General features: G+C 71.1%; 23 protein-coding genes. 10 read left to right on the forward strand and 13 right to left on the reverse strand.

All coding sequences use genetic code 11. From position 1 onward, the window contains the following. Positions 1-93: 93 nt before the first annotated feature. From ppx to LXM90_RS21175, 4 genes are all read right to left on the reverse strand, one after another. A complete protein-coding gene (gene ppx, locus LXM90_RS21160; protein WP_020091807.1) occupies positions 94-1,647 on the reverse strand; it encodes an exopolyphosphatase in 1,554 nt (517 codons plus the stop codon). Between the two features lie 81 nt (positions 1,648-1,728). Then, complete coding sequence (locus LXM90_RS21165) at positions 1,729-4,116, reverse strand: RNA degradosome polyphosphate kinase (RefSeq protein WP_020091806.1); 2,388 nt, start codon at positions 4,114-4,116, stop codon at positions 1,729-1,731. 98 nt (positions 4,117-4,214) lie between these two features. Further along, positions 4,215-4,925: a DnaA/Hda family protein gene (locus LXM90_RS21170; RefSeq protein ID WP_020091805.1), complete on the reverse strand. Its 711-nt coding sequence runs from the start codon at positions 4,923-4,925 to the stop codon at positions 4,215-4,217. A gap of 13 nt (positions 4,926-4,938) precedes the next feature. Then, complete coding sequence (locus LXM90_RS21175; RefSeq protein WP_026604737.1) at positions 4,939-6,063, reverse strand: AI-2E family transporter; 1,125 nt, start codon at positions 6,061-6,063, stop codon at positions 4,939-4,941. 143 nt (positions 6,064-6,206) lie between these two features. Between LXM90_RS21175 and purM the strand changes: the two genes are divergently transcribed. Then, positions 6,207-7,286 (forward strand): phosphoribosylformylglycinamidine cyclo-ligase, encoded by a 1,080-nt coding sequence (gene purM / locus LXM90_RS21180; protein WP_020091803.1) that lies wholly within the window; start codon positions 6,207-6,209, stop codon positions 7,284-7,286. Further along, entirely contained in the window at positions 7,286-7,936 is a 651-nt protein-coding gene (gene purN / locus LXM90_RS21185; RefSeq protein ID WP_020091802.1) for a phosphoribosylglycinamide formyltransferase, read from the forward strand. Before purM ends, purN begins: the two co-directional genes overlap by 1 nt. A gap of 141 nt (positions 7,937-8,077) precedes the next feature. Here purN and LXM90_RS21190 read toward each other — a convergent pair whose 3' ends face one another. Next, positions 8,078-8,443 carry a hypothetical protein gene (locus LXM90_RS21190; RefSeq protein WP_020091801.1) on the reverse strand — a complete coding sequence of 122 codons (366 nt, stop codon included), beginning with the start codon at positions 8,441-8,443 and terminating at the stop codon, positions 8,078-8,080. 173 nt (positions 8,444-8,616) lie between these two features. Further along, positions 8,617-9,039: a nucleoside-diphosphate kinase gene (ndk, locus tag LXM90_RS21195; RefSeq protein WP_012317495.1), complete on the reverse strand. Its 423-nt coding sequence runs from the start codon at positions 9,037-9,039 to the stop codon at positions 8,617-8,619. 268 nt (positions 9,040-9,307) lie between these two features. Here ndk and LXM90_RS21200 point away from each other — a divergent pair, with 268 nt between their 5' ends. Further along, positions 9,308-9,772, forward strand: a complete 465-nt coding sequence (locus LXM90_RS21200; RefSeq protein WP_020091800.1) for a DUF2147 domain-containing protein — start codon at positions 9,308-9,310, stop codon at positions 9,770-9,772. Positions 9,773-9,778: 6 nt separating this feature from the next. On the opposite strand, the gene LXM90_RS21205 is transcribed toward LXM90_RS21200, so the two are convergent. Continuing rightward, on the reverse strand, positions 9,779-10,414 hold the full coding sequence (locus LXM90_RS21205; protein WP_026604736.1) for a glutathione S-transferase N-terminal domain-containing protein: 636 nt from the start codon (positions 10,412-10,414) through the stop codon (positions 9,779-9,781). Positions 10,415-10,654: 240 nt separating this feature from the next. Between LXM90_RS21205 and LXM90_RS21210 the strand changes: the two genes are divergently transcribed. From LXM90_RS21210 to LXM90_RS21230, 5 genes are all read left to right on the forward strand, one after another. Next, positions 10,655-10,963 (forward strand): hypothetical protein, encoded by a 309-nt coding sequence (locus LXM90_RS21210; RefSeq protein WP_020091797.1) that lies wholly within the window; start codon positions 10,655-10,657, stop codon positions 10,961-10,963. A gap of 126 nt (positions 10,964-11,089) precedes the next feature. After that, a complete protein-coding gene (locus tag LXM90_RS21215; RefSeq protein WP_234081036.1) occupies positions 11,090-13,129 on the forward strand; it encodes an FUSC family protein in 2,040 nt (679 codons plus the stop codon). Between the two features lie 23 nt (positions 13,130-13,152). After that, a complete protein-coding gene (locus LXM90_RS21220) occupies positions 13,153-13,347 on the forward strand; it encodes a DUF1656 domain-containing protein (protein ID WP_020091795.1) in 195 nt (64 codons plus the stop codon). Then, positions 13,347-14,402, forward strand: a complete 1,056-nt coding sequence (locus LXM90_RS21225; RefSeq protein ID WP_020091794.1) for an HlyD family secretion protein — start codon at positions 13,347-13,349, stop codon at positions 14,400-14,402. The genes LXM90_RS21220 and LXM90_RS21225 overlap by 1 nt, the downstream gene beginning before the upstream one ends. A 71-nt stretch (positions 14,403-14,473) precedes the next feature. Further along, entirely contained in the window at positions 14,474-14,956 is a 483-nt protein-coding gene (locus tag LXM90_RS21230) for a DUF3280 domain-containing protein (RefSeq protein ID WP_020091793.1), read from the forward strand. Positions 14,957-15,548: 592 nt separating this feature from the next. Here LXM90_RS21230 and gatB read toward each other — a convergent pair. The 5 genes from gatB to LXM90_RS21255 all read right to left on the reverse strand — a co-directional run bounded on the left by gatB (position 15,549) and on the right by LXM90_RS21255 (position 19,656). Beyond that, positions 15,549-17,021, reverse strand: a complete 1,473-nt coding sequence (gatB, locus tag LXM90_RS21235) for an Asp-tRNA(Asn)/Glu-tRNA(Gln) amidotransferase subunit GatB (RefSeq protein WP_020091792.1) — start codon at positions 17,019-17,021, stop codon at positions 15,549-15,551. 184 nt (positions 17,022-17,205) lie between these two features. Then, positions 17,206-17,505 (reverse strand): hypothetical protein, encoded by a 300-nt coding sequence (locus LXM90_RS21240; RefSeq protein ID WP_020091791.1) that lies wholly within the window; start codon positions 17,503-17,505, stop codon positions 17,206-17,208. Further along, positions 17,502-18,980, reverse strand: coding sequence for an Asp-tRNA(Asn)/Glu-tRNA(Gln) amidotransferase subunit GatA (gene gatA, locus LXM90_RS21245; RefSeq protein WP_020091790.1), 1,479 nt, complete (start codon positions 18,978-18,980; stop codon positions 17,502-17,504). The genes LXM90_RS21240 and gatA overlap by 4 nt, the downstream gene beginning before the upstream one ends. Before the next feature lie 78 nt (positions 18,981-19,058). Next, a complete protein-coding gene (gatC, locus tag LXM90_RS21250; RefSeq protein ID WP_020091789.1) occupies positions 19,059-19,346 on the reverse strand; it encodes an Asp-tRNA(Asn)/Glu-tRNA(Gln) amidotransferase subunit GatC in 288 nt (95 codons plus the stop codon). Positions 19,347-19,515: 169 nt separating this feature from the next. After that, complete coding sequence (locus tag LXM90_RS21255) at positions 19,516-19,656, reverse strand: hypothetical protein (RefSeq protein WP_012317484.1); 141 nt, start codon at positions 19,654-19,656, stop codon at positions 19,516-19,518. Positions 19,657-19,828: 172 nt separating this feature from the next. On the opposite strand from LXM90_RS21255, the gene LXM90_RS21260 reads away from it, so the two are divergent. Both LXM90_RS21260 and ruvX read left to right on the forward strand, forming a co-directional pair. Continuing rightward, positions 19,829-20,398: an SMI1/KNR4 family protein gene (locus LXM90_RS21260; RefSeq protein ID WP_020091787.1), complete on the forward strand. Its 570-nt coding sequence runs from the start codon at positions 19,829-19,831 to the stop codon at positions 20,396-20,398. Next, on the forward strand, positions 20,395-20,907 hold the full coding sequence (ruvX, locus tag LXM90_RS21265) for a Holliday junction resolvase RuvX (RefSeq protein WP_020091786.1): 513 nt from the start codon (positions 20,395-20,397) through the stop codon (positions 20,905-20,907). Before LXM90_RS21260 ends, ruvX begins: the two co-directional genes overlap by 4 nt. Here ruvX and dprA read toward each other — a convergent pair. Beyond that, entirely contained in the window at positions 20,897-22,096 is a 1,200-nt protein-coding gene (dprA, locus tag LXM90_RS21270) for a DNA-processing protein DprA (RefSeq protein ID WP_020091785.1), read from the reverse strand. The genes ruvX and dprA overlap by 11 nt on opposite strands. Positions 22,097-22,113 lie beyond the last annotated feature (17 nt).

The following is a 22,113-nucleotide window of genomic DNA, read 5'->3' on the forward strand; positions in this document are numbered from 1 at the left end:
GCTCTCCCGCGCGACGGGCCCGGGCCATAGTGCGAGACCGGACCGCGGCGGCGAGCGAGGCCCTGCCCGGGTTAGGCGCCCGCGCCGCGCGGATCAGGGCGCGTCGTCCGCGAGCTCGACCCGCCCGTCCAGGCCGATGATGCGCCCGAGGCCGCGGACGCGGTTCAGCAGGCGGTCCCCGTTCAGGGCCTCCCAGTCCCGCGGCAGGCGCAGCACCACCCGGCCCTCCTCGACGGTGAGCGGCGCCCGTCCGAGGGCGCCGTCCATGCCGGCCGAGATCGGGAAGGCGATCCGGAGCAGGGCGCCCAGGAGGCGGGCGCGCTCGAACAGGCGCGGACCGGCCACGCTCCGGAGCATCGGGTTCGCCTTCTCGGGGGCCAAGCCTGTGTGCCTCAGGGACACCGCCAGGGCGAGATAGGCCCGGCCCGGATGATCCACGCCGACGAACGCGGCATTCTGGATCACCGCGATGCTCTGCTCACCGCGGTAATCCGGATGCGCCCGCCAGCCGACGTCGGACAGCAGGCAGCCGGCGTGCCGCAGCCGGCGCTCGTCGGTGGTCTCGTGGCCGTCCAGGGTCGCGACGAACCGGTCCGTCCAGGTGATCAACTCCTCGCCGTGGCGGGGCGAGCGCGCGCGCAGAACGTTGAATTCCGACGCCGAGGCCAGCAGCGGATCGATCAGACGGGTGTCGCGGTCGAGCTGCTCGAACAGCAGGCCCTCGCGCACGCCCGATGCCGAGATCGCCACCTCGCGGGGGCGCCCGACCCGGATGATCTCCTCGAGGACGACGGCGCCGTAGGCGAGGAGCGGGCGCCGCGCCTCGGAGATCGCGTCGACGTCCTGCAGCAGCGCCACGTCGGTCTGCTCGACGACCTGCAGGAAGCTGAGTTCGTCTGTGGGCTCCACCGTGTAGCCGTGCATCACGTGGACGGGGTAGCCGCGGGCCGCCTGATGGAGCCGCGCGATCGCCCGCCACGTGCCGCCGACCGCGTAGAAGGTCCGCCCGCGCAGGGTCTCGAGCTGCGGGGCGGCCTTGCGCATGTACTCGCGGACGATCTTGGCGGCCTTCTTGACCGAGCCGCCGGACAGGTCCTGCAGGGCGAGGCCGCCGAGGGGCATGGTCACCCCCTGTCCGACGACCGCCCCGCGGACGTCTACGAGTTCGAGCGAGCCGCCGCCCATGTCGCCCACGACGCCGTTCGGCGCGTGGAATCCCGAGACCACGCCGAGGGCCGACAGCTCGGCCTCGCGCCGTCCGGAGAGGAGCTGGATCTCCTGGCCACAGGCCGCCTCGGCGGCGCGGAGAAAGTCGGGACCGTTCTCGGCGTCCCGCGCCGCCGCCGTGGCGAGGACGTAGACCTGCCTGACGCGCATCGTCTGGCACAGCACCCGGAACCGCGCCAGGGCGGCGAGTGCGCGCGTCACCGCCTCCTCGTTCAGGCGGCCGGTCGTCAGGACGTTGCGGCCCAGGCCGCAGAGCACCTTCTCATTGTAGAGCGGCGTCGGCGCCCGGGTCAGTCCGTCGTACGCGACGAGGCGGACCGAGTTGGAGCCGATGTCGATAATCGCCACAGGATGGCGCGCGGTGCTGTCGATCGCCTCCGCGTCGTGCGCGAGGGTGAGGTTGGCAAGAGGGCTGCCCAAACGTCCGAGTCCTTCATCAGCCCGCCGCGCCGCCGGCGCGCCGTGCGGGAGGTTTAGCCCAGCGACGCCGCGCAGCGAAACTCAGCTGCGTTGGGCGCGGCGGCTCAGCGCCCGCGGGCTCGACTTCTTCGAGGCCTTGCCGCGCCCCGAGAGGCTGGGATTGGTCATGAAATACTTGTGTGCGTTGAAGGGCTCCTCGCCCTCGGCGGGCTGGATCCGCTCGCAGCCGCCCGAGGCCAGGAGCCGCCAGCTCTGACGATTGTCGAGAAGGTTGGCCAGCATGATCTGGTCGAGCACCTGCTGATGCACCGTCGGATTCGTGATCGGCAGCAGCGCCTCGACTCGGCGATCGAGATTCCGGCTCATCAGGTCGGCGGAGGAGATGTAGACCGTTGCCTTGGGGTGCGGCAGCCCGACGCCGTTGCCGAAGGCGTAGATTCGCCCGTGCTCCAGGAAGCGCCCGACGATCGACTTCACCCGGATCGTCTCCGACAGCCCGGGGATGCCCGGGCGCAGGCAGCAGATGCCGCGGACCACGCAGTCGATCTGAACCCCGGCCGCCGAGGCGTCGTAGAGCGCGTCGATGATCTGGCTGTCGACCAGGGAGTTGCACTTGATCCAGATGGCGGCCGGGCGCCCGGCCTTCGCGTGCGCGACCTCGGCCTCGATGTGCTCGAGGAGCTTGTTCTTGGCGGTCAGCGGCGAGACCGCCATGCGCTCCAGCTCGGCCGGCTCGGCGTAGCCGGTGATGAAATTGAAGATCCGCGACACGTCGCGCGCGATCGCGGGATCGGCCGTGAAGAACGACAGGTCCGTGTAGATGCGCGCGGTGATCGGGTGGTAGTTGCCGGTGCCGACGTGGCAGTAGGTGACGAGCTTGTCGCCCTCGCGCCGGACCACCAGCGACAGCTTGGCGTGCGTCTTCAGCTCGACGAAGCCGAACACCACCTGCGCGCCGGCCTTCTCGAGGTTGCGCGCCCAGCGGATGTTGGCCTCCTCGTCGAAGCGCGCCTTCAGCTCCACGAGGGCGGTGACGGACTTGCCGAGTTCCGCGGCCTCGGCGAGGGCCGCCACGATCGGCGAGTTGGACGAGGTCCGGTAGAGAGTCTGCTTGATCGCGACCACGTTCGGGTCACGGGCGGCCTGCGCGAGGAACTGCACCACCGAATCGAAGGATTCGTAGGGGTGGTGGACGATGAAGTCCTTCTGCCGGATCGCCGCGAACACGTCGCCGCCGCTCTCCCGGATGCGCTCCGGGAAGCGGGGATTGTAGGGCTTGAACTTCAGGTCGGGCCTGTCGATGCCGACGACCTGGGACAGCTCATTCAGGGCCAGCATGCCCTCCACGAGGAAGATCGCGTCCGCGGCGATCTCCAGTTCGTCGGCGACGAAGCTGCGCAGATCCTCCGACATGCCCGCCTCGACCTCGAGACGAATCACGACGCCGCGCCGCCGCTGCTTCAGCGCCGTCTCGAAATGCAGGACGAGGTCCTCCGCCTCCTCCTCGATCTCCAGGTCGGAATCGCGGACCACGCGGAACGCGCCGCTGCCCTTGACGAGGTAGCCCGGGAAGAGCCGCCCGGTGAACATCCCGATCACCTGCTCGATGGTGATCAGACGGGCGGAAGTCTCGCTGTCGCTCACCGGCAGGCGCACGAAGCGGTCGATGACGCCAGGCAGCCGGATCAGCGCGCGCAGCAGCCGGCCGTCCTTCGGCCGCACCAGCATCAGCGCGATGGTGGTGCCGAGATTCGGGATGAACGGGAACGGGTGGGCCGGATCGATCGCCAGCGGCGTCAGGACCGGGAAGACGTGGTTGAGGAAGTACTCCTCCAGCCACGCCGCCTGCTCGGCCGTGAGGGCCGCGGGCTCGACGATGTCGATGTCGCTCGTGTGCAGCTCTGTGCGCAGTTCCCGCCAGCGGGCCTGCTGGTCGGCGGCGAGGCGCGACACCTCGGTGCCGATCCGGACGAGTTGCTCGGACGGCGACAGGCCGTCCTGCGACGGGACCGTGATCCCCGCCCGGACCTGATCGATGAGGCCGGCGACGCGGACCATGAAGAATTCGTCGAGGTTGTTGGCCGAGATCGACAGGAAGCGGAGGCGCTCCAGGAGCGGGTGGTTGGGGTTCGACGCCTCTTCCAGCACCCGCCGGTTGAACTGCAGCCAGGACAGCTCGCGATTCACGTACCGCTCCGGTGAGTGGCGCAGGGTTCGCCCGGCTTCCACCACCGGCTCGCGAGCCGCGCCGACCGGCGGCTCCGCGGGAGTCGCGGCCGCCGAGGCCGGCCACTCGTCGTTGGCGTCCGGAATGGCTTCCGCCGGAGCCGCCGCCTCCGCGACCGGATCGGCCTGCAGGCGCTTGGGCGCGACCGCCCGCCGCGTCGCCGGATTGGCCGTCGCGCGCCGACGGGGCTCGGGCGCCTCATCGGCGGCGTCGCGGTCCACGGGCTTCTGCGTCGATTCCATCCCGGATCCCTGTCTCTGCTCCTCGCGGCGGCGGAGCGTGTATCACCCTAGACCGGCGGCCTTCACGACAGTTTCGTGACGGCCACTGTATTCCTCCTTCAGGCGTTCGGGTCCGGCTCGTCCTCCAGCCCCATGCGGCGCAGGACGGCCAGCGCGAGCGGCCGGCTGATGCGGCGGCCGCGCCCGAGGGCGTCGCGGTCGAGCTCGGCGACGACGTCGCGGGCTCGGCCCAGCGACCGGTCGATCCGCAGGGCCAGCGCCTCGATGACGCCGAGATCGACCACCAGCTGCCGGTCCACGAACAGCTTGACCAGGACGGCACGCAGGAGCGCGTCGTCCGGCGCCTCGATGGCGATGCGCGGCGCGAGGCGAAGCCGCGAGCGCAGATCAGGCGTCGTGAGGCCGAGGGCGTCGATACCCGTGGCGCTGGTCAGCAGAACCGGGCAGCCTCGCTCGCGGGCGCGGTTGAGCAGGTGGAACAGCGCCGCCTCGTCGCGCCGCTCCGCCCGGTCGATGTCCTCCACGACCAGCGCCCCGTTGGAGACGAGGTGCTGGACCGCGTCGGCACCCAGCTCGGCGGCCGGGAGGGTCCAGGCGTGGGCCCGCTCGGCCCAGATCGCCGCGAGGTGGCTCTTGCCGCTGCCGGAGGGGCCGGTGAGGACCAAGACGCTGTCGGGCCAGTCCGGCCACGCCTCGATCAGCGCGTAGGCGGCCTCGTTGGCCGGTCCGACGAGGAAATCCTCGCGCCCGTAGCGGGGGTCGAGCGGCAGGTCGAAGGCCAGCTGCCGGGGTGGGGCGTTCTCGCGCATAGGCCGCTCAGGATCATCCCGCGCCCGCGGAGGTCAAGGCCGAAGCGTCCTTGCCCTCGTGCTCGATCAGGATCGGCTGCCCGGCGTGGTAGAGGCGGCTCTCCAGGTAGCGGGCCAGGGCGAAGCGGACCAGCACGCCGATCGAGGCCGCGATCGGGACGGCGAGCAGCAGCCCGACGAAGCCGAACAGCGTCCCGAAGGCGAGCAGGGCGAACATTAGCCAGACCGGGTGCAGCCCCGTGGAATCGCCGACGAGCTTCGGCGAGATGACGTTGCCCTCCAGGAACTGGCCGACGAGGAAGACGGCGACGGTCAGGCCGAGATGCAGCCAGTCTCCGGAGGGCCAGAACTGGACGAGCGCGACGCCCACGGAGAGCATGAAGCCGGTGAGCGTGCCGACGTAGGGGATGAAGGTCAGGAACCCGGCGATCAGGCCGATCAGCACGCCGAAGTTGAGGCCGACCAGCCACAGGCCGACGGCGTAGAAGCTGCCCAGGATGAGGCAGACCAGGGTCTGGCCGCGGACGTAGCCGGTGACCGCCCCGTCGATCTGACGCGCCAGCTCGCGCACCGTCGCCCGATGCCGGGGCGGCACCCAGCCGTCGATGGCGGCGACCATCCGGTCCCAGTCGACGAGGATGTAGAAGGCGACGACCGGCGTCACGACCAGCAGGGAGGCGATCGAGATCAGCGCTTGGCTGCCCGACCAGAGCGATTTCAGGAAGGCCAGGAGCCACGTGCCGGCCTGGGTGGCGAGCGTCCCCACGGAGGATTGCAGCTCGTTAAGGACGTTCGCGCCGCCGACGCGCTCGAGCAGGGTCCCGGACCGCTCGGCGATGATCGCCTGGAGCCGCGACACCATTCCGGGCAGCGCGTTGACGAGCGCCACGACCTGGTTGGCCGTGAGCGGGATCAGGATCAGCAGCGTCACGACGAGGACGACGACGAACAGCGCCAGGATCAGCAGGCTGGCCGCCAGACGCCCGAGGCCGAGCCGCTCCAGCCGGTCTGCCAGGGGGTCGAGGAGGTAGGCCAGCGTGATGCCGGCCACGAACGGCAGCATCACCTCCCGCAGGAGGTAGACGATCAATCCCAGGGCCACGACAGCGGCCAGCCCGATCACAGCCCGTGCGCGCACGATGACGCTCCCCCCAGCAGCACACCACGCCAGCGGGCAGAGTGGGTATGCGGAGCGCGCCGATCAAGGCGCCGCCGGCACGACTCGCGCGGCGCGCGGGAAGCCGCTAGAGCGGGGCCAGTATTCAGCGAGGTGGCGCGGGCATGACGGCCAAGGACGGCAACGAGCCGAAGACGGGGCTGACCTACGCGGCGGCGGGCGTCGATATCGATGCCGGCAACGCCATGGTCGAGACGATCAAGCCGCTGGTGCGCTCGACCCGGCGCCCGGGCGCCGACGCCGAGATCGGCGGGTTCGGCGGCCTGTTCGACCTGAAGGCCGCGGGCTTCCGCGACCCGATCCTGGTCGCCGCCAACGACGGCGTCGGCACCAAGGTCAAGATCGCCATCGAGACCGGACGCCACGACACGATCGGCATCGACCTCGTGGCGATGTGCGTGAACGACATCATCGTCCAGGGCGCCGAGCCGCTGTTCTTCCTCGACTACTACGCGACCGGCAAGCTGGTCCCCGGCGTCGGCGCCGACATCGTGCGCGGCATCGCCGAGGGCTGCCGGCAGGCCGGCTGCGCGCTGATCGGCGGCGAGACCGCCGAGATGCCGGGCCTCTACGACGGGTCCGACTACGACCTCGCGGGCTTCTCGGTCGGCGCCGCCGAGCGCGGCGCGCTTCTACCGCGGCTTGGCATCCGGCCCGGAGACGTCGTGCTCGGCCTGCCCTCCTCCGGCGTCCATTCCAACGGCTTCTCGCTGGTCCGCCGGATCGTCGCGAAGACGGGTCTCGGCTGGGACGCGCCGGCCCCGTTCGCCCCGGGCCGCAGCCTCGGCGAGGCGCTGCTGGAGCCGACCCGGATCTACGTGAAGCCGCTGCTCGCGGCGCTGGGCGCCACCGACGGGATCCGGGCGCTCGCCCACATCACGGGCGGCGGCTTCCCCGACAACCTCCCCCGGGTCCTGCCGGACGAAGTCGGCATCGCCGTCGACCTCGATGCCGTGACCCCGCCGCCGGTCTTCGGCTGGCTCGCCCGCGAGGGCGGCGTCGCCGAGGCCGAGATGCTGCGGACCTTCAACTGCGGGATCGGCATGGTGGTGATCGCCGCCGCCGACGCGGTCGACGACGTCGACGAGGCCCTGACCCGGGCCGGCGAGACCCCGGTCCGCCTCGGACGGATCACGGCGCGCGGCCCCGAGCCGGTGACCTTCAGCGGCCGCCTCGCCCTGTGATGGCGTCCGCCCGCAAGACCCGCGTCGCGATCCTCATCTCGGGGCGCGGCTCGAACATGCTGGCGCTGCTGGAAGCCGCGAAGGATCCCGCCTTCCCGGCCGAGATCGTGCTGGTCCTGTCGAACCGCCCGGAGGCCGCCGGCCTCGCCCAAGCGGCCGAGGCCGGCATCCCGACGCAGGCCATCGATCACCGGGCCTTCGCCGACCGGGCCGGTTTCGACGCCGCCCTCGACGCGGCGCTGCGGGCGGCCGAGGTCGACCTCGTCTGCCTCGCGGGCTTCATGCGGATCCTGACGACCGACTTCGTTGCGTCCTGGGCCGGCCGGATGCTCAACATCCACCCGTCGCTCCTGCCCCTGTTCAAGGGCACCCACACGCACCGGCAGGCGCTGGACGCGGGCGTGCGCCTTCACGGCTGCACGGTCCACTTCGTGGTGCCGGAACTCGACGCCGGACCGATCGTCGCCCAGGTTGCGGTCCCGGTCCGCCAGGACGACGATCCCGACAGCCTCGCCGACCGCGTGATCGTGCAGGAGCGGCGGCTCTACCCCGCGGTGCTCGCCCTGGTGGCGGGCGGCCGCGCCCGTCTGGACGGCGATCGCGTCGTGATCGACGAGAGGGCGCCGGACGGCGCTCTGTTCAGCCTCTAGGCGGCGGTAGCACGGGCGTTTCCGTCCGCGCGAGCGGGGCGCCGCGATCCGGCCGCGCCACGCTCGCCATGTTCCGCCCCCGGGGCTGCTCCGCCGACGAAGACGGTGCGCGGACCCGGAGGCCTTCGAAGCTCTGGGCGCTCAGACCGGGCGCTGGAGCTTGCAGCTGTCCAGGGCCGAGAGCGCCTTAGCGCGGGCGGTGTCGTTGAAGTAGCCGGTGGTCCGGTAGGCCTCGATCTCGGAGGCGTCGAGGCTGCGCAGCGTCTGCCGCGCGTAGCAGCCGCAGGGACGCTCCAGGGAGGCCTCGCTGGCGCTGGTCATGCGGGCCTGGACCACCGTGCAGGCGTGGCGCACGCGGCCCTCGAGGTTGGTCTTGCTGGCGGTCTTGAGAGCGGGGTCCGGCTCGTACTGCTGGAACGGGGCCGAGGATCCGCCCGCGAGGGCGGCGGTCGCGCCGAGGGCGAACAGGCCGGTCGCGATCAGCAGGGGCAGGCGGCGCATCGTCATGGTCGGGGTCGTCCGGGGGCTGAGATTGGCTAAGCTCGGCCGTTGGACGCTCCCGGGCTCCGTCCCGTCAAGGACGACCCGGTCACACAGGGCGGCATTCCCGGCGCCGCCGGGTACGGGGCGCGCGAATGGCGGGTCGGTGTGCCCAACCCGCCACCGCGCGCCGCCTCGCCTCAGGCGGCGATGTCGGAATCCTTGAAGAACTGCGCGATCTCGAGCTTGGCGTTCTCGGCGCTGTCGGAGCCGTGGACGGTGTTCTCGCCGACGGACTCGGCGAACTTCTTGCGGATCGTGCCCTCGGCGGCCTGGGCCGGGTTCGTGGCACCCATCACCTCACGGTACTTGGCGACGGCGTTCTCGCCCTCGAGGACCTGAACCACCACCGGGCCGGAGGTCATGAAGGTCACGAGCTCGCCGAAGAACGGGCGCTCCTTGTGCACCTCGTAGAACTTCTCGGCCTGCTCCTTGGTCATGCGGATGCGGCGCTGGCCGACGATGCGCAGGCCGGCCTCCTCGATGACGGCGTTGACCGCGCCGGTCAGGTTCCGCCGCGTCGCGTCGGGCTTCAGGATCGAGAAGGTGCGCTCGGTGGCCATGGTGCGTCCGGTCTGTCTGTGGAAAAGATCTGCGGCGCGCCGGCGATCCGGACACGCCGCGGCAGCGAGAATTTCGCTTCGGCGCCGGGCTTATAGCGGGCGCCCCCCGGTGCCTCAAGCGGCCCGGCGCGCCCTGGCGGGGCAAGCGCGGCCGTGGCTCTGCCGCAACACCGCCGAAGAATCGCCCGATTGCGGCGGCTCAGTCGCGCACCAACCGACTTCGTACACCCCTCGGGCGCCCGCGGCGCCCCAATCCCGGAGACGAACCATGCGACTCGCTCTCAGCGCCAGCCTGCTTCTCGCCGGCCTCACCGCCGCCTCCGCCGACACGGGCAAGGACCCGTCCGGCACCTGGCTCACCGGCGACGGCCGCGCCAAGATCCGGATCGACCGCTGCGGCCCCGGCCAGAAGCTGGTCTGCGGCAAGGTCGTCTGGCTCAAGACGCCGACCTTCGACAACGGCGCCCCGCGCACCGACCTCAAGAATCCCGACCCGAAGAAGCGCGCCCGTCCGGTAATCGGTCTCCAGCTGATCGAAGGTCTGAAGCCGGACGACGCGAAGTTCACCGGCGAGCTCTACAATATCGAGGAAGGCAAGATCTACACGGTCAGCCTCGAGCGGGAGAGCGAGGCCGAGCTCAACGTGTCGGGCTGCATGCTCAAGATCCTGTGCGGGTCGCAGACCTGGACGCGCGTGCCGGACGTGAACCAGCAGGCCGCCAACAAGAACTGAGCTTCGTCAGATCGCCGCGAGGCCGCGCTGCACTGCCGGCCTCGCCAGGATGCTCTCGAGCCACCGGGCGACGTTCGGGAGGGTGTCGATGTCGACACCCTGCTTGAAGTTGAGCTTCGCCCAAGTGAACGTCGCGATGTCGGCGACGGAGTAGTCCTCGGCCAGGAAGGCGCGCCCCTCGAGGCGCCGCTCCAGCACGCCGTAGAGGCGCTTGGCCTCGGCGGTGAATCGGTCGATCGCGTAAGGCAGCTTCTCGGGCGCATAGATCTTGAAGTGGTGCGTCTGCCCGAGCATCGGCCCGAAGCCCGCCACCTGCCAGAACAGCCATTCGTCGACCGCCACGCGGGCGCGCTCGTCGGTCGGGTAGAACTGCCCGGTCTTCCGGCCGAGATACTGCAGGATCGCGCCTGATTCGAAGACCGAGATCGGCAGTCCGCCCGGACCGTCCGGATCGACGATGGCCGGGATCTTGTTGTTGGGCGAGATCGCCAGGAAGTCGGGCGCGAACTGCTCGTTCTTCGCGATGTCCACGGGAACGATGCGATAGGGGAGCCCGCACTCCTCCAGCATGATCGGGATCTTCCAGCCGTTCGGCGTACTCCATGTGTGGACGTCGATCGGCCGCCCGGACACCGCTGCCATGCTCTGCCTGCTCCTGGACCCGATCGTCGGCGGCGCGGTGGTCCTCCGCCGTTTCCGAATTGCCCCGGCAGTGAAGACGATTTCCCGGCCGCGCTCAAGGGCACCGCGCCCGTAGACGCGGTCGCACGGCGAAGCTGCGCCGGGGCTGGCGGCGGCGGCGCGGCCGGGCTTGCCGGCGCCGCAGGAGAGCGGCGAGATTGCGGCTCGGGCGCCGGAACGGCGCCCGAGGGGGAACATCCGATGATCGATCGTCTCGTCAGGATCGCGGTCCTGTCCGCGCCGCTGCTCGCCGCCTGCCCGGCTCTCGCCAAGGAGCCACCTGCCAAGGAATCACCCGCTAAGGAAGCACCCACGAAGGCGCCGCCCGCCGCCGAGGCGCCGGCCGCCAGGGCGCCGAGCGCGGGCCAGTCCGCCGCCCGCGATCGCCAGAAGACCTGCGGCACCGAGTGGCGCGCCCTGACCGACGCGCAGAAGGCCGCGCAGGGACCGAAATGGCCGCAGTACTGGAGCAAGTGCAACAAGCGCCTGAAAGGTGGCGACAAGGCCTGATCGGCTAGAACCGCGGGGCGTTCCGTTCGTTCGAACATCCGCGGCGGGTTGGCAGGAGGCACGAGGCGATGACGGACCCTTCTCCGTCCGGTCGGGCGGTGGACAGCGCGCCGCGCGGGGTCCGGCATGGCTGAGGCCCCCGCCGGCTCCGTCGCAGATCGCCGCCCCGAACCGCTCGGCGACCGCGTCCTGGCGTTCCTCGATGCCTGGGTGCCGAAGCCGGCCGCCTGGGCCTTCGCGCTGCGGATCTGGATGGCCATGATGCTGGCGCTGGCCGCCGCATTCTGGCTCCAGCTCGACAGCGCCTCGTCCGCCGCCACCTGCGTGGCGATCCTCGCCCAGCCCAAGCGGGGGCAGGCGATCTCGAAGGCGGTCTACCGCCTGCTCGGCACGCTCGTCGGCGCGGCGGTGGCGCTCGTCTTCATGGCGCTCTTCGGCCAGGACCGGGTGCTGCTGCTCCTCAGCTTCACCGTCTGGCTCGGCCTCTGCGTCTTCGTCGCCCAGTTTCTGCAGGACACGCGGGCCTACGGCGCGATGCTGTCCGGCTACACTGTGGCGATCATCGCGCTCGGCCAGATCGACGATCCGCAGGGGACCTTCGACGCCGCCGTGTCCCGCGTCGCCGCGATCGTGCTCGGCATCGTCGTGATCACCTTCATCAACGACGCCCTCGCCTCGCCGAGCACGTGGCGGGCGCTGCTGCCGCAGCTGCGCGCGGCCTGGGACCAGACGCGCGGCTACGCCCGCGAGACTCTGGCGTCGGGGGATCTCGGCGCCCCGCGCACCGCCGCGCTGATCCGCGCCATCGCGCCGATGCGGGCCGATGCCAGCGCCATCGCGGGCGAGCTGGACGACGGCCGGTACCGCGCGGCCGGCGCGCGCAGCTGCATCGCCGCGCTCTACGTGATGGCGGCGTCGATCCGCGGCCTCGGGGCCGCGGCCGCGTCCCTGCGCGATCCGAGCCCGGCCGTCGCGGAGGCGATGGCGATCTGCCGGCGGGTGGCCGACGCGCCCGATCCCGACGCCCTCGACCGAGACGACGAGCGCCTGCGCGACTTGGTCGACGCGGCTATCCGCGACGGGACCCGTCCCCTCGATGAGGTCGTTGTGCTCCAGCGCGCCCTCGACTTCGTCTGCGCCGCGACCTTCGCGCAGGACGGCATCCGCGCCGTCGCCGACGGCCACAGGCCTCTGCGCGACGCCGAACTGCCGACGCACCGCGATTTCCCGGTCGCCCTCCGCGGCGCCCTGCGGGTGGCCCTGAGTTTCGCGGTCACCGCCGCCACCTTCGCGGCGCTCGGCCTGCCCCAGGCCTCGTTCGCACTGGTCCAGGTGGCCGCCACCGCGGCCCTGTCGTCGATGACGCCGGACCCGAAGAAGTTCGCGAACGGCGTCGTCGTCGGCATGACGCTGGCCGCCGCCCTGGCGGGCATCGCCCGGTTCGCGCTCCTCAACGGTGTCCAGGGCTTCCCGATGCTGGCGCTCGTGATGGCGCCGGTGATCTTCCTGGGCTGCTTCCTCTCGCTGAACCCGAAGACCTTCGGGGTCGGCTTCATCCTGATCGTGTTCTTCCCCGTCCTGCTGGGGCCCTCGAACCCGCAGACCTACGACGCCCTGAGCTTTCTGCTGAACGCGTTCCTCGTCGTCGTGGCGGCCGTGATCCTGTCGATCATCGTCCGCCTCATCCTGCCGATCTCGCCGGCCCAGCAGCGGGTCTTCGCCCTCGGTTCGGCGCGGCGGGCGCTCGCCGACGCCCTCGTCGGCCAGGGCGGCGACGCCACCACCCGCACGAGCCTGAATGCCGACCGGCTGTTCCAGTTCGCCGCCTACAGCTCGGGGAGCGCGGCGGTGCGGCAAGCGAACCTGCACCACGCCTTCGCCCTCGCCCGCCTGGAGGCCGCCGCCGCCCGGGCCCACGCGGAACTGCGCCGCCTCTGGTCGGTCAAAGCCCTGCGCGGCGCGATCCCGCGGGCGCGGGACGCCCTCGCGGCAGGCGACGATCGCGGGCTCGAGATGGCGGCGCGCGACCTAATCCGCGCCGCCTCCAGCCAGGACCGGGCGGTGCGGCTCACGACGGCCCGTGCCGCCAGCGACCTCGTCACCGCGTCGCGGACCATCGCCCGCCACAGGCGATTCCTCCAACGCCTCGACATCGCGCTATTCTGATTGCCGCTTCTTCCGGGGTAACCATGCACGAGGACATCCATGTCGGCGGGGTGCTGGTCACGGCCTTCGTCGCTTACGCGCTCGCCGCGTTCGTGATCCTGGTCGTCCTTCGCCTCGTCTTCGCCCGCATCCGCTTCAGCCGCTACGTCGCCAACGCCCCGCTCGCCGAAGCCGGCCTCTACGTCTGTGTCCTCGCCCTCCTGATCGCGTTCATCTGATGCCCGACACGACCGCCGACGAGGACGATCCGAAGTCCGCCGCCCGCGACGGCGCGCCCGGGCGGAGCGACCCCCTGCCCGCAGTGCCGCGCCGGGGCCGGGCCGCCAAAGTGTTCCGCCTCGCGGCCACCGGCGTGATCCTGCTCGCGGCGATCCTGGCGGGAGCCTTCGTGTGGGAGTTCTACGTGGCGGCGCCCTGGACGCGCGACGGCACGGTCCGGGTCCAGGTCGCCAACATCGCCCCGCAGGTCGCGGGTCAGATCGTCGAGGTCCGGGTCCAGGACAACCAGAACGTCCGCAAGGGCGACGTCCTCTACGTCATCGACCCGGTCGATTTCGAGGTCGCCGTCACCTCGGCGGATGCCGAGGTCAAGAATCGCGAAGCCGACCTGCAGGTGAAGAACGCCGAGTCGGCCCGGCGCCAAGCGCTCTCGACCGTGTCGACCTCGATCGAGGAGAAGCAGCGATTCGCAGGCGCCGCGAAGATCGCCGAGGCGTCGCTGGAGAGCGCGCAGGCGCAGCTGCGGCAGGCCAAGGTGAATCTGGAGCGCACCCAGGTGAGGTCGACCGTCAACGGACGGGTGACCAACCTGCTGATGCGGGTCGGCGACTACGCCCGGACCGGCACCTCGAACATCAACGTGGTCGACACAGACTCCTTCTGGATCGACGGCTATTTCGAGGAGACCAAGATGTCCAACATCCGCGTCGGCGACCCCGCCGACGTGAAGCTGATGGGCTTCGATCCGCACCTGACCGGCACGGTCCACAGCATCACGCTCGGCATCTCCACGGCGAACGCCGCCGCCAGCACGCAGGGGCTGCCGGACGTCAACCCCGTCTACACCTGGGTGCGCCTCGCCCAGCGGGTGCCGGTCCGCATCCGCATCGACCACGTCCCGGCGGGCGTCCCGCTCATCGCCGGCATGACCGCGACGGTGTTCGTCAACGGCGGCCGCGGCCCGGCACCGAGCTGGTTCATGGACCTGCGCGACCGCGTCTCCGGCCTGGCAAAGCCGGCGGCCAGCCCCACCCGGGAGGCCGACCGGCGCTGAATCGCCGCGCGGACGCGACCTGGTTGGCGGGGGCGCGGTTTCCCGGAGACGCATCCGCGCCGGAGATCACGATGAACCGACTGCTCGCACTCGCCACCGTCCTGCTGGCCGCGGGACCGGCCGCGGCCGCGCCCCCGCGGGCCGCGGTATTCGATTTCCAGTTCTCGAACCTATCGCCGGTGCCGGGTGACGCCGCCGACACCGCGCGGCTGAAGCGGGTCAGCGCCGAACTGCGCGACCTCCTCCAGAAGAAGGGCCTGTTCGTCGTGGTCTCGACCGAGCCGGTGCGGGACGAGGTCACCAGAAGTGCCGACCTGCGCCGCTGCAATGGCTGCGCGGATGACTTCGCCCGCAAGCTCGGCGCGGATATCGCGATCACCGGCGAGGTGCAGAAAGTCTCGAACCTGATCCTCAACCTCAACGTCTACGTGAAGTCCCTCACCGGCGACGCGCCCGAGAAGGCCTACAGCGTCGACCTGCGCGGCGACACGGATGAGTCCTTCGACCGCGGCATCCGCTTTCTGGTCGAGAACAATATGGGCGCCGGCAAGTAGCTTGCGGGCCAATCAATATTTCGCAGCGCCACGGGATCGATCCAAGTGATTGAGCTCGCACGCGCTGCGGTGCGGCGGCGGAGGCAAGCGGATCGAAAAAGCCTTTTGCCGAGAAAATAGCTATTGACCGACTTGGAGGACGGGCGCAGTCTCCATCTGTGCTTAGCGAGAGCGGGCGCGGACCGGCATGAAATCTTGACGCGATCAGGTTTCGCAGCGGTGTCGGTCGTCGGAAGCTGGAGGAGACAGGGATGACTCCACCGCAGCGGAATGCCGCCTAGACGGTTCAGGGACAGGTTCGGCCCAAGACCCAGCGGCGCAACACGAACAGCCGGACGGACGCGGCTCCAGGGGCGCAGAAGCGGCCACACATGGCACGCCTTCGAATGCGCGAAAGGCCCCACTTCGAGCCGTTCCGCCGCGGTTTCTCTTCGAGGATCTGTTCGTGGCCCACCTGCCCGGTATCGCCGCGGCGGGATCTCGTCGTGGCTTTGGCGAGCATGGGACTGGCCGGCGACGTCGAAGCGACGGCCAGCCGATCCCGGCACTCATCCTAAGGCCGGGCGCGGACTGGCCGCTCGCCGCGGAACGCTCACTCGATCCCGAGCTTCGCCTTGAGCAGCGCGTTCACCGCCGCGGGGTTCGCCTTGCCGCCGGTGGCCTTCATGGTCTGACCGACGAACCAGCCGAGCAGGGTCGGCTTCTCCTTGGCCTGGGCGACCTTGTCGGGATTCGCCGCGATGATCTGGTCCACCGCCGCCTCGATGGCGCCCGTGTCGGTCACCTGCTTCATGCCGCGGCTCTCGACGACGGCGCGCGGGTCGCCGCCCTCGGTCCAGACGATCTCGAACAGGTCCTTGGCGATCTTGCCGGAGATGACGCCCTCGCCGATCAGGTCGATGATCGCGCCGAGCTGGTCCGCCGAGACCGGGGTCGCGTCGATGGACAGACCCTCCTTGTTGAGGCGCCCGAACAGCTCGTTGATCACCCAGTTGGCCGCGGCCTTGCCGTCCCGGCCCTTCGCCACCGCCTCGTAGTAGTCCGCAGAGGCGCGCTCGGCGACCAGCACGCCGGCATCGTAGGGCGAGAGGCCGAACGCCGTGACGAACCGCGCCTTCTTGGCGTCCGGCAGCTCCGGCAGCCCCTCGGCCAGGGCGTCGACGTAGGCCTGGTCGAATTCCAGCGGCAGCAGGTCCGGATCGGGGAAGTAGCGGTAGTCGTGCGCCTCTTCCTTCGAGCGCATCGAGCGCGTCTCGCCCTTGGTCGGGTCGAACAGGCGCGTCTCCTGGTCGATCTTGCCACCGTCCTCGAGGATGGCGATCTGGCGCCGCGCCTCGGTCTCGATCGCCTGCCCGATGAAGCGGATCGAGTTGACGTTCTTGATCTCGCAGCGCGTGCCGAGCGGCTCGCCGGGGCGGCGCACCGAGACGTTCACGTCGGCGCGGAGCGAGCCCTTCTCCATGTCGCCGTCGCAGGTGCCGAGGTAGCGCAGGATCGTGCGCAGCTTGGTCACGTAGGCCTTCGCCTCCTCGGACGAGCGCAGGTCGGGTCGGGAGACGATCTCCATCAGCGCCACGCCCGACCGGTTGAGGTCGACGAAGCTCCGGGTCGGATCCTGGTCGTGCAGCGACTTGCCCGCATCCTGCTCGAGGTGCAGGCGCTCGATGCCCACGGTGATCGAGGCGCCGTCGGCCAGATCCACCAGGACCTCGCCCTCGCCGACGATCGGGTCCTTGTACTGCGAGATCTGGTAGCCCTGCGGCAGGTCCGGATAGAAGTAGTTCTTCCGGTCAAACACGGAGCGTAGGTTGATCTTGGCCTTCAGGCCGAGGCCGGTGCGCACCGCCTGGGCGACGCACTCGGCGTTGATCACCGGCAGCATCCCGGGCATCGCGGCGTCGACCAGCGAGACGTGGTCGTTCGGCTCGGCCCCGAACTCCGTCGAGGCGCCGGAGAACAGCTTCGCTCGGCTGGACACCTGGGCGTGGATCTCCATGCCGACGATCACCTCCCAGTCGTGGAGGCCTCCCTTGATCAGCTTCTTGGGGTCGACGGGTGCGTTCATGGTCGGTCCGAAAGGCGGCTGGCGTTCGAGGCGTCGCCGTCTTCGCGAGCGCAGCGAAGCGATCCAGGGAAGCGCGAGGCTTCCAGGCGTTGCACCGCCGGATCGCTTCGCTGCGCTCACAGAGACGGCGGAGGCGCCGCATGCGTCGAGCGAGTGATTTTCTAGGAGGCCCCTGCCCGCAGGGTCAAGCGCGGCGTCCGACCGCCTGCCGGGCGCCGTAACCCACGACGGCCCAGAGCAGGGCCGCGACGGCGCGGACCGGGAAGAAGGTCGGGCCGTCGCGGGTAATCGGCGCCGGCCACGGGATGCCGGCCGCGCTGACCGCGTAGGAGAACAACACCGAGAAGCCCAGCGCCGCGATCGCCGCGATGAAGACCTTGCCGAACTGGCTGGCGGTCCAGCCGAGATAGACCGCCACCACGATCAGCGCCGGATCGAACGCGGCCCAGATCCAGACCGTCCAGGGATAGTACGGGACGGTCATGACCACCACGGCTCGGGCAGGACGGTGCGACCGGCCGCGTCCTCGATCACCTGGGCGACCGCGAACAGCGTCTCCTCGTCGAAGGGCCGGCCGATGAGCTGGAGGCCCAGCGGGAGGCCCTGGCCGTCGAGCCCCGCCGGCACCGCGATGCCCGGTAGCCCGGCCATGTTCACCGTCACGGTGAACACGTCGTTGAGGTACATCTCCACCGGGTCGGCCGAGGCCTTCTCGCCGATGCCGAAGGCGGCCGACGGCGTCGCCGGCGTCAGGATCGCGTCGACCCCGGCCGCGTAGGCGGCCTCGAAGTCGCGCTTGATCAGCGTGCGGATCTTCTGCGCGCGGACGTAGTAGGCATCGTAGTATCCGGCCGAGAGCACGTAGGTGCCGATCATGATCCGGCGCTTCACCTCGCGGCCGAAGCCGGCGGCGCGGGTGTTCTCGTACATCCCGGCGATGTCCTTGCCGGGCACGCGCAGGCCGTAGCGGACGCCGTCGTAGCGGGCGAGGTTCGAGGAGGCCTCGGCCGGGGCCACGATGTAGTAGGCCGGCAGCGCGTAGGCGGTGTGCGGCAGCGAGATCTCCCGGATCGTCGCGCCGGCGGCCTTGAGCCACGCCGCGCCCTCGTCCCAGAGCTTCTGGATCTCCGCGGGCATCCCGTCGACCCGGTACTCCTTCGGGATGCCGATGGTCAGGCCCTTCACGCCGCGCGACACGGCGGCCTCGAAATCGGGCACCGCGAGGTCGGCGCAGGTCGTGTCCCGGGCGTCGGCGCCCGCCATGGAGCCGAGCAGGATGGCGCAATCGCGCACCGTCCGGGCGATCGGGCCAGCCTGGTCGAGGGAGGAGGCGAAGGCCACCGTCCCCCAGCGCGAGCAGCGCCCGTAGGTCGGCTTGATCCCGACTGTGCCGGTGAAGGCGGCGGGCTGCCGGATGGAGCCGCCGGTATCGGTCGCGGTGGCGCCGAGGCAGAGGCGCGCGGCGACCGCCGCGGCGGAGCCGCCCGACGAGCCGCCGGGCACGATCGGCGCGTCCGATCCGGCGCGCCGCCAGGGCGAGACCACGTTGCCGTAGGCGCTGGTCTCGTTCGACGAGCCCATGGCGAACTCGTCGAGGTTCAGCTTGCCGAGCATCACGGCGCCGTCGCGCCACAGATTGGCCGACACGGCCGATTCGTAGTGCGGCTCGAAGGTCTCGAGGATCTTGGAGCCCGCCGTAGTCGTCACGCCGTGCGTGCAGAACAGGTCCTTGATGCCGAGGGGAATGCCCTCGAGCGGCCGCGCCTCGCCGGACGCGATCTTCTGGTCCGAGGCCTCGGCCATCGCCAGGGCGCGGTCCGGGGTCTCCCGGATATACGCGTTCAGGACGCGGGCCTTGGCCATGGCGTCCAGATGGGCCTGGGTCAGCTCGCGGGCCGAGATCCGCTTCGCCTTCAGGGCGTCGCGCGCTTCGGCCAGGGTAAGTTCGTTCGGATCCACGCTGTTCACGTCCCCGCGCGCGCCGCCGCGCGCCTGCCCGCCAGAAATCCGGTCCGCAAGGTTTGGGCCGTCCTCGGCCTACTCGACCACCTTCGGGACCAGGAAGTAATTGTCCTCGGTCTCGGGTGCGTTGGCGACGACGTCGGCGGCGCGGCCGCCCTCCGTGACGACGTCCTCGCGCTTCTTCATCGCCATCGGCGTCACCGAGGTCATCGGCTCGACGCCCGCGACGTCGACCGTGCCGAGCTGCTCGACGAAGGACAGGATGGCGTTCAGCTCGCCCTGCAGGGGCCCGACTTCGTCGTCGGTGACCGCGATCCGCGCCAGATGCGCGATGCGCCGAACCGTCTTCTCGTCGACCGACATGCCGTCCCGTTCGTCCCTGCCCGGGAGCGCTCTCCCGAAGTCGGTCGCGCTATAGCATCGGCGCTCGACGCGCCGCAACGCGGGTGGGCTATGCCGCGCCGCCCGCAGGGCGGCCGGCCGCGCTGGACCCGGCTGACCGCGCGCTCGGCGCGGGCGGGCGACGGGCGGATCAGGTCACGACGTGGTGGGGCGTCACCGACATCTCGATCGTGATTCCCGGTTGCCGGACCGGCTGGATCATGGCTTGGGTGAAGCCCGCGACCAGCACCTCGAAGGCGAGGAGCAGCATCCAGCGGTGCTTGCGCGGCATCGCCCGCCGGCGGCCGGACGGAGCGGAAGAGGAGAGCTGGCCGTTCGTCGACAAGGCGGACCCCTGCAGCGTGGTTTAACGGAACATTAACCTACCTAGACGCGAACGGCTCCGCGCGCACCGGGGGCGATCTGCGGAGGAACCGAAGTCTGTGGACGGTGGAGCGGTAGCGATGTGGGAGACGGTCTTCGAGGAGCTCGCGCCGGGCTTCGTGCCGGACGAGGCGGCCCTCGACCGTGCAGCGGAGGCGCTGGGCTTCGCCCTTCCGGCCTCCTACCGCGACTTTTGCCGGACCTGCGGCGTCGGCCTCGCGGGCGGGCAGTTTCGCGTCGCCGTGCCGGCACCGTCCGAGGCCTGCGATCTGGTGAGCCAGGCGGCCCTCATCGCCCACAGCGTCGGCGCCGCGGTCGCCATGCTGGAGGACGGGGCGGAGCCGCACCGCTTCGACGTCGAGGGCGGCGACGCCGGCGTCGTCGAGCGCGCCTGCTTCTTCGGCGCGGGCGAGGACGGCAGCTTCCTGTTCTGGGACGTCACCGGGACCGACGGCGAGTACGACGTCTGGCTGCTGGCGCCTGACCTGGAGACGGTGCGGTTCGGCGGCGATAGCCTCGACGACTTCTTCACCCGGGTCACGGCGCCGTCCGCGGCCCTGGTCCTGGGACCGGGCTCGGAGCCCCTCCCCGCCCGGTTCGAGGGCGTCACCGAGGCCATTCTGGCGCGCGTCGCGCGGGCGGAACCATGAATTTCGACGCGATCCGCGCCTTCGCGGCCGAGTCTCGCGGCGGCGCCCGCCTGATCGGCATCGATCTCGGCACCAAGACGATCGGCCTCGCCCTGTCGGATCTCGGCCGCCAGATCGCGACGCCGCTGGAGACGATCCGCCGGGTGAAGTTCACCCCCGACGCGCAGCGGCTCGCCGCCCTGTGCCGGCAGCACGCGGTCGGCGGCCTCGTCGTCGGGCTGCCGCTCAACATGGACGGGAGCGAAGGGCCGCGGGTGCAGTCGACCCGCGCCTTCATGCGCAACCTCGCGCCGATCCTCCCCCTGCCCCACGTCTTCTTCGACGAACGCCTCTCGACCGCCGTGGTCACCCGCGCGCTGATCGAGGCCGACGCCTCGCGGGCGCGGCGCGGCGAACTCGTGGACAAGCTCGCCGCCGCCTACATCCTCCAGGGCTGCCTCGACGTCATGCGCAACCTCGCGGACGCCGATGCGGACGACGATCCCGAAGAGGACTCCCTCAGCGGCTGACCAGCGAGACGGTGCCGCTGCCGTGGCGCTCGATCCGTCCGTCGAGCTCCAGTTCCAGCAGCACGCTCTGCACGGTCCGGGCACCGACCCCGGCGCTCCGCGCCAGCTCATCGGTGCCGACCGGGCTCGGGCCGAGCAGGGCCACGATCCGCGCCCGGTCGTCCTCGGCCTCGGGCGGCTCGTCGCGCGCGGGATTGTCGGCGGACGCGCCGTCGGCTCGCTCCGGTCCCGGGTCGAGAGCCGCGTCGAGCGCGATCTCGTCCCAGAAATCCGGCTGCTCGGCCAGGTCCGGCCGCCCGCGCGCCGGGGCCGCCTCGGCGTCCGGGCCGCGCTCGATGATCGGTCCCAGCACCTCCAGCACGTGGTCCACCTCGGAGACCAGGGTGGCGCCCTGGCGGATCAGGTCGTTGGTGCCCTCGGCGCGCGGGTCGAGCGGCGAGCCGGGAACCGCGAAGACCTCCCGGTTCTGCTCCAGGGCGTAGCGCGCCGTGATCAGCGAGCCGGAGCGGCGGGCGGCCTCCACCACCACCGTCCCGTAGGACAGCCCGGAGATGATCCGGTTGCGCCTCGGGAAGTCCCGCCCCCGGGGCTCCCAGCCCATGGGCATCTCCGCGAGGACCGCGCCGCCCTCCGCCAGGATGGCCTCGACCAGGGTCGCGTGGCTCGCCGGGTAGATCCGGTCCTGGCCGCCGGCCATGACGGCGATCGTGCCGGTCCGGAGGCTCGCCCTGTGGGCGCGCGCGTCGATCCCGCGGGCGAGGCCCGAGACCACCGTGAGGCCTGCCTCGCCGAGCCCGCGGGCGAGCCGCTCCGTGAAGGCGAGCCCCGCCGACGATGCGTTCCGCGAGCCGACGAGGGCGGCGGCCGGCCGGTTGAGGATCGGTGCGCCGCGCAAGGCCAGAAGCGGAGGCGCCGCGTCGACCTGTGTTAGGAGCCGCGGGTATTCCGCCTCGCCGGTGGCGATCAGCCGGCCGCCGAGGCAAGTCAGGGCCGCCAGCTCGGCCTCGGCCTCAGCGCGGGTTGGTGGCACGATCCGCCGCCCCTGGCGGCCGGAGAGCTCCGGCAGGGCGTCGATGGCGGCGGCCGCGCCGCCGAAACGGTTCACGAGCCTCCGGAAGGTGCGGGGGCCGACACCCTCGGTCCGGATCAGCCGCAGCCAGTCGAGCCGCTGGGCCTCGGTGAGCTGCATCCACCCCCACACCTGCC

This window comes from Methylobacterium oryzae (genome assembly GCF_021398735.1).
Classification (GTDB): domain Bacteria; phylum Pseudomonadota; class Alphaproteobacteria; order Rhizobiales; family Beijerinckiaceae; genus Methylobacterium.

Excerpts from the sequence above, each read along its gene's own strand:
- LXM90_RS21165 (WP_020091806.1), bottom strand. The coding sequence starts at position 4,116 with ATGGAATCGACGCAGAAGCCCGTGGACCGCGACGCCGCCGATGAGGCG.
- LXM90_RS21170 (WP_020091805.1), bottom strand. The coding sequence starts at position 4,925 with ATGCGCGAGAACGCCCCACCCCGGCAGCTGGCCTTCGACCTGCCGCTC.
- purM (WP_020091803.1), top strand. The coding sequence starts at position 6,207 with ATGACGGCCAAGGACGGCAACGAGCCGAAGACGGGGCTGACCTACGCG.
- purN (WP_020091802.1), top strand. The coding sequence starts at position 7,286 with ATGGCGTCCGCCCGCAAGACCCGCGTCGCGATCCTCATCTCGGGGCGC.
- LXM90_RS21190 (WP_020091801.1), bottom strand. The coding sequence starts at position 8,443 with ATGACGATGCGCCGCCTGCCCCTGCTGATCGCGACCGGCCTGTTCGCC.
- ndk (WP_012317495.1), bottom strand. The coding sequence starts at position 9,039 with ATGGCCACCGAGCGCACCTTCTCGATCCTGAAGCCCGACGCGACGCGG.
- LXM90_RS21200 (WP_020091800.1), top strand. The coding sequence starts at position 9,308 with ATGCGACTCGCTCTCAGCGCCAGCCTGCTTCTCGCCGGCCTCACCGCC.
- LXM90_RS21205 (WP_026604736.1), bottom strand. The coding sequence starts at position 10,414 with ATGGCAGCGGTGTCCGGGCGGCCGATCGACGTCCACACATGGAGTACG.
- LXM90_RS21210 (WP_020091797.1), top strand. The coding sequence starts at position 10,655 with ATGATCGATCGTCTCGTCAGGATCGCGGTCCTGTCCGCGCCGCTGCTC.
- LXM90_RS21215 (WP_234081036.1), top strand. The coding sequence starts at position 11,090 with ATGGCTGAGGCCCCCGCCGGCTCCGTCGCAGATCGCCGCCCCGAACCG.
- LXM90_RS21220 (WP_020091795.1), top strand. The coding sequence starts at position 13,153 with ATGCACGAGGACATCCATGTCGGCGGGGTGCTGGTCACGGCCTTCGTC.
- LXM90_RS21225 (WP_020091794.1), top strand. The coding sequence starts at position 13,347 with ATGCCCGACACGACCGCCGACGAGGACGATCCGAAGTCCGCCGCCCGC.
- LXM90_RS21230 (WP_020091793.1), top strand. The coding sequence starts at position 14,474 with ATGAACCGACTGCTCGCACTCGCCACCGTCCTGCTGGCCGCGGGACCG.
- gatB (WP_020091792.1), bottom strand. The coding sequence starts at position 17,021 with ATGAACGCACCCGTCGACCCCAAGAAGCTGATCAAGGGAGGCCTCCAC.
- LXM90_RS21240 (WP_020091791.1), bottom strand. The coding sequence starts at position 17,505 with ATGACCGTCCCGTACTATCCCTGGACGGTCTGGATCTGGGCCGCGTTC.
- gatC (WP_020091789.1), bottom strand. The coding sequence starts at position 19,346 with ATGTCGGTCGACGAGAAGACGGTTCGGCGCATCGCGCATCTGGCGCGG.
- LXM90_RS21255 (WP_012317484.1), bottom strand. The coding sequence starts at position 19,656 with ATGCCGCGCAAGCACCGCTGGATGCTGCTCCTCGCCTTCGAGGTGCTG.
- LXM90_RS21260 (WP_020091787.1), top strand. The coding sequence starts at position 19,829 with ATGTGGGAGACGGTCTTCGAGGAGCTCGCGCCGGGCTTCGTGCCGGAC.
- ruvX (WP_020091786.1), top strand. The coding sequence starts at position 20,395 with ATGAATTTCGACGCGATCCGCGCCTTCGCGGCCGAGTCTCGCGGCGGC.
- dprA (WP_020091785.1), bottom strand. The coding sequence starts at position 22,096 with ATGCAGCTCACCGAGGCCCAGCGGCTCGACTGGCTGCGGCTGATCCGG.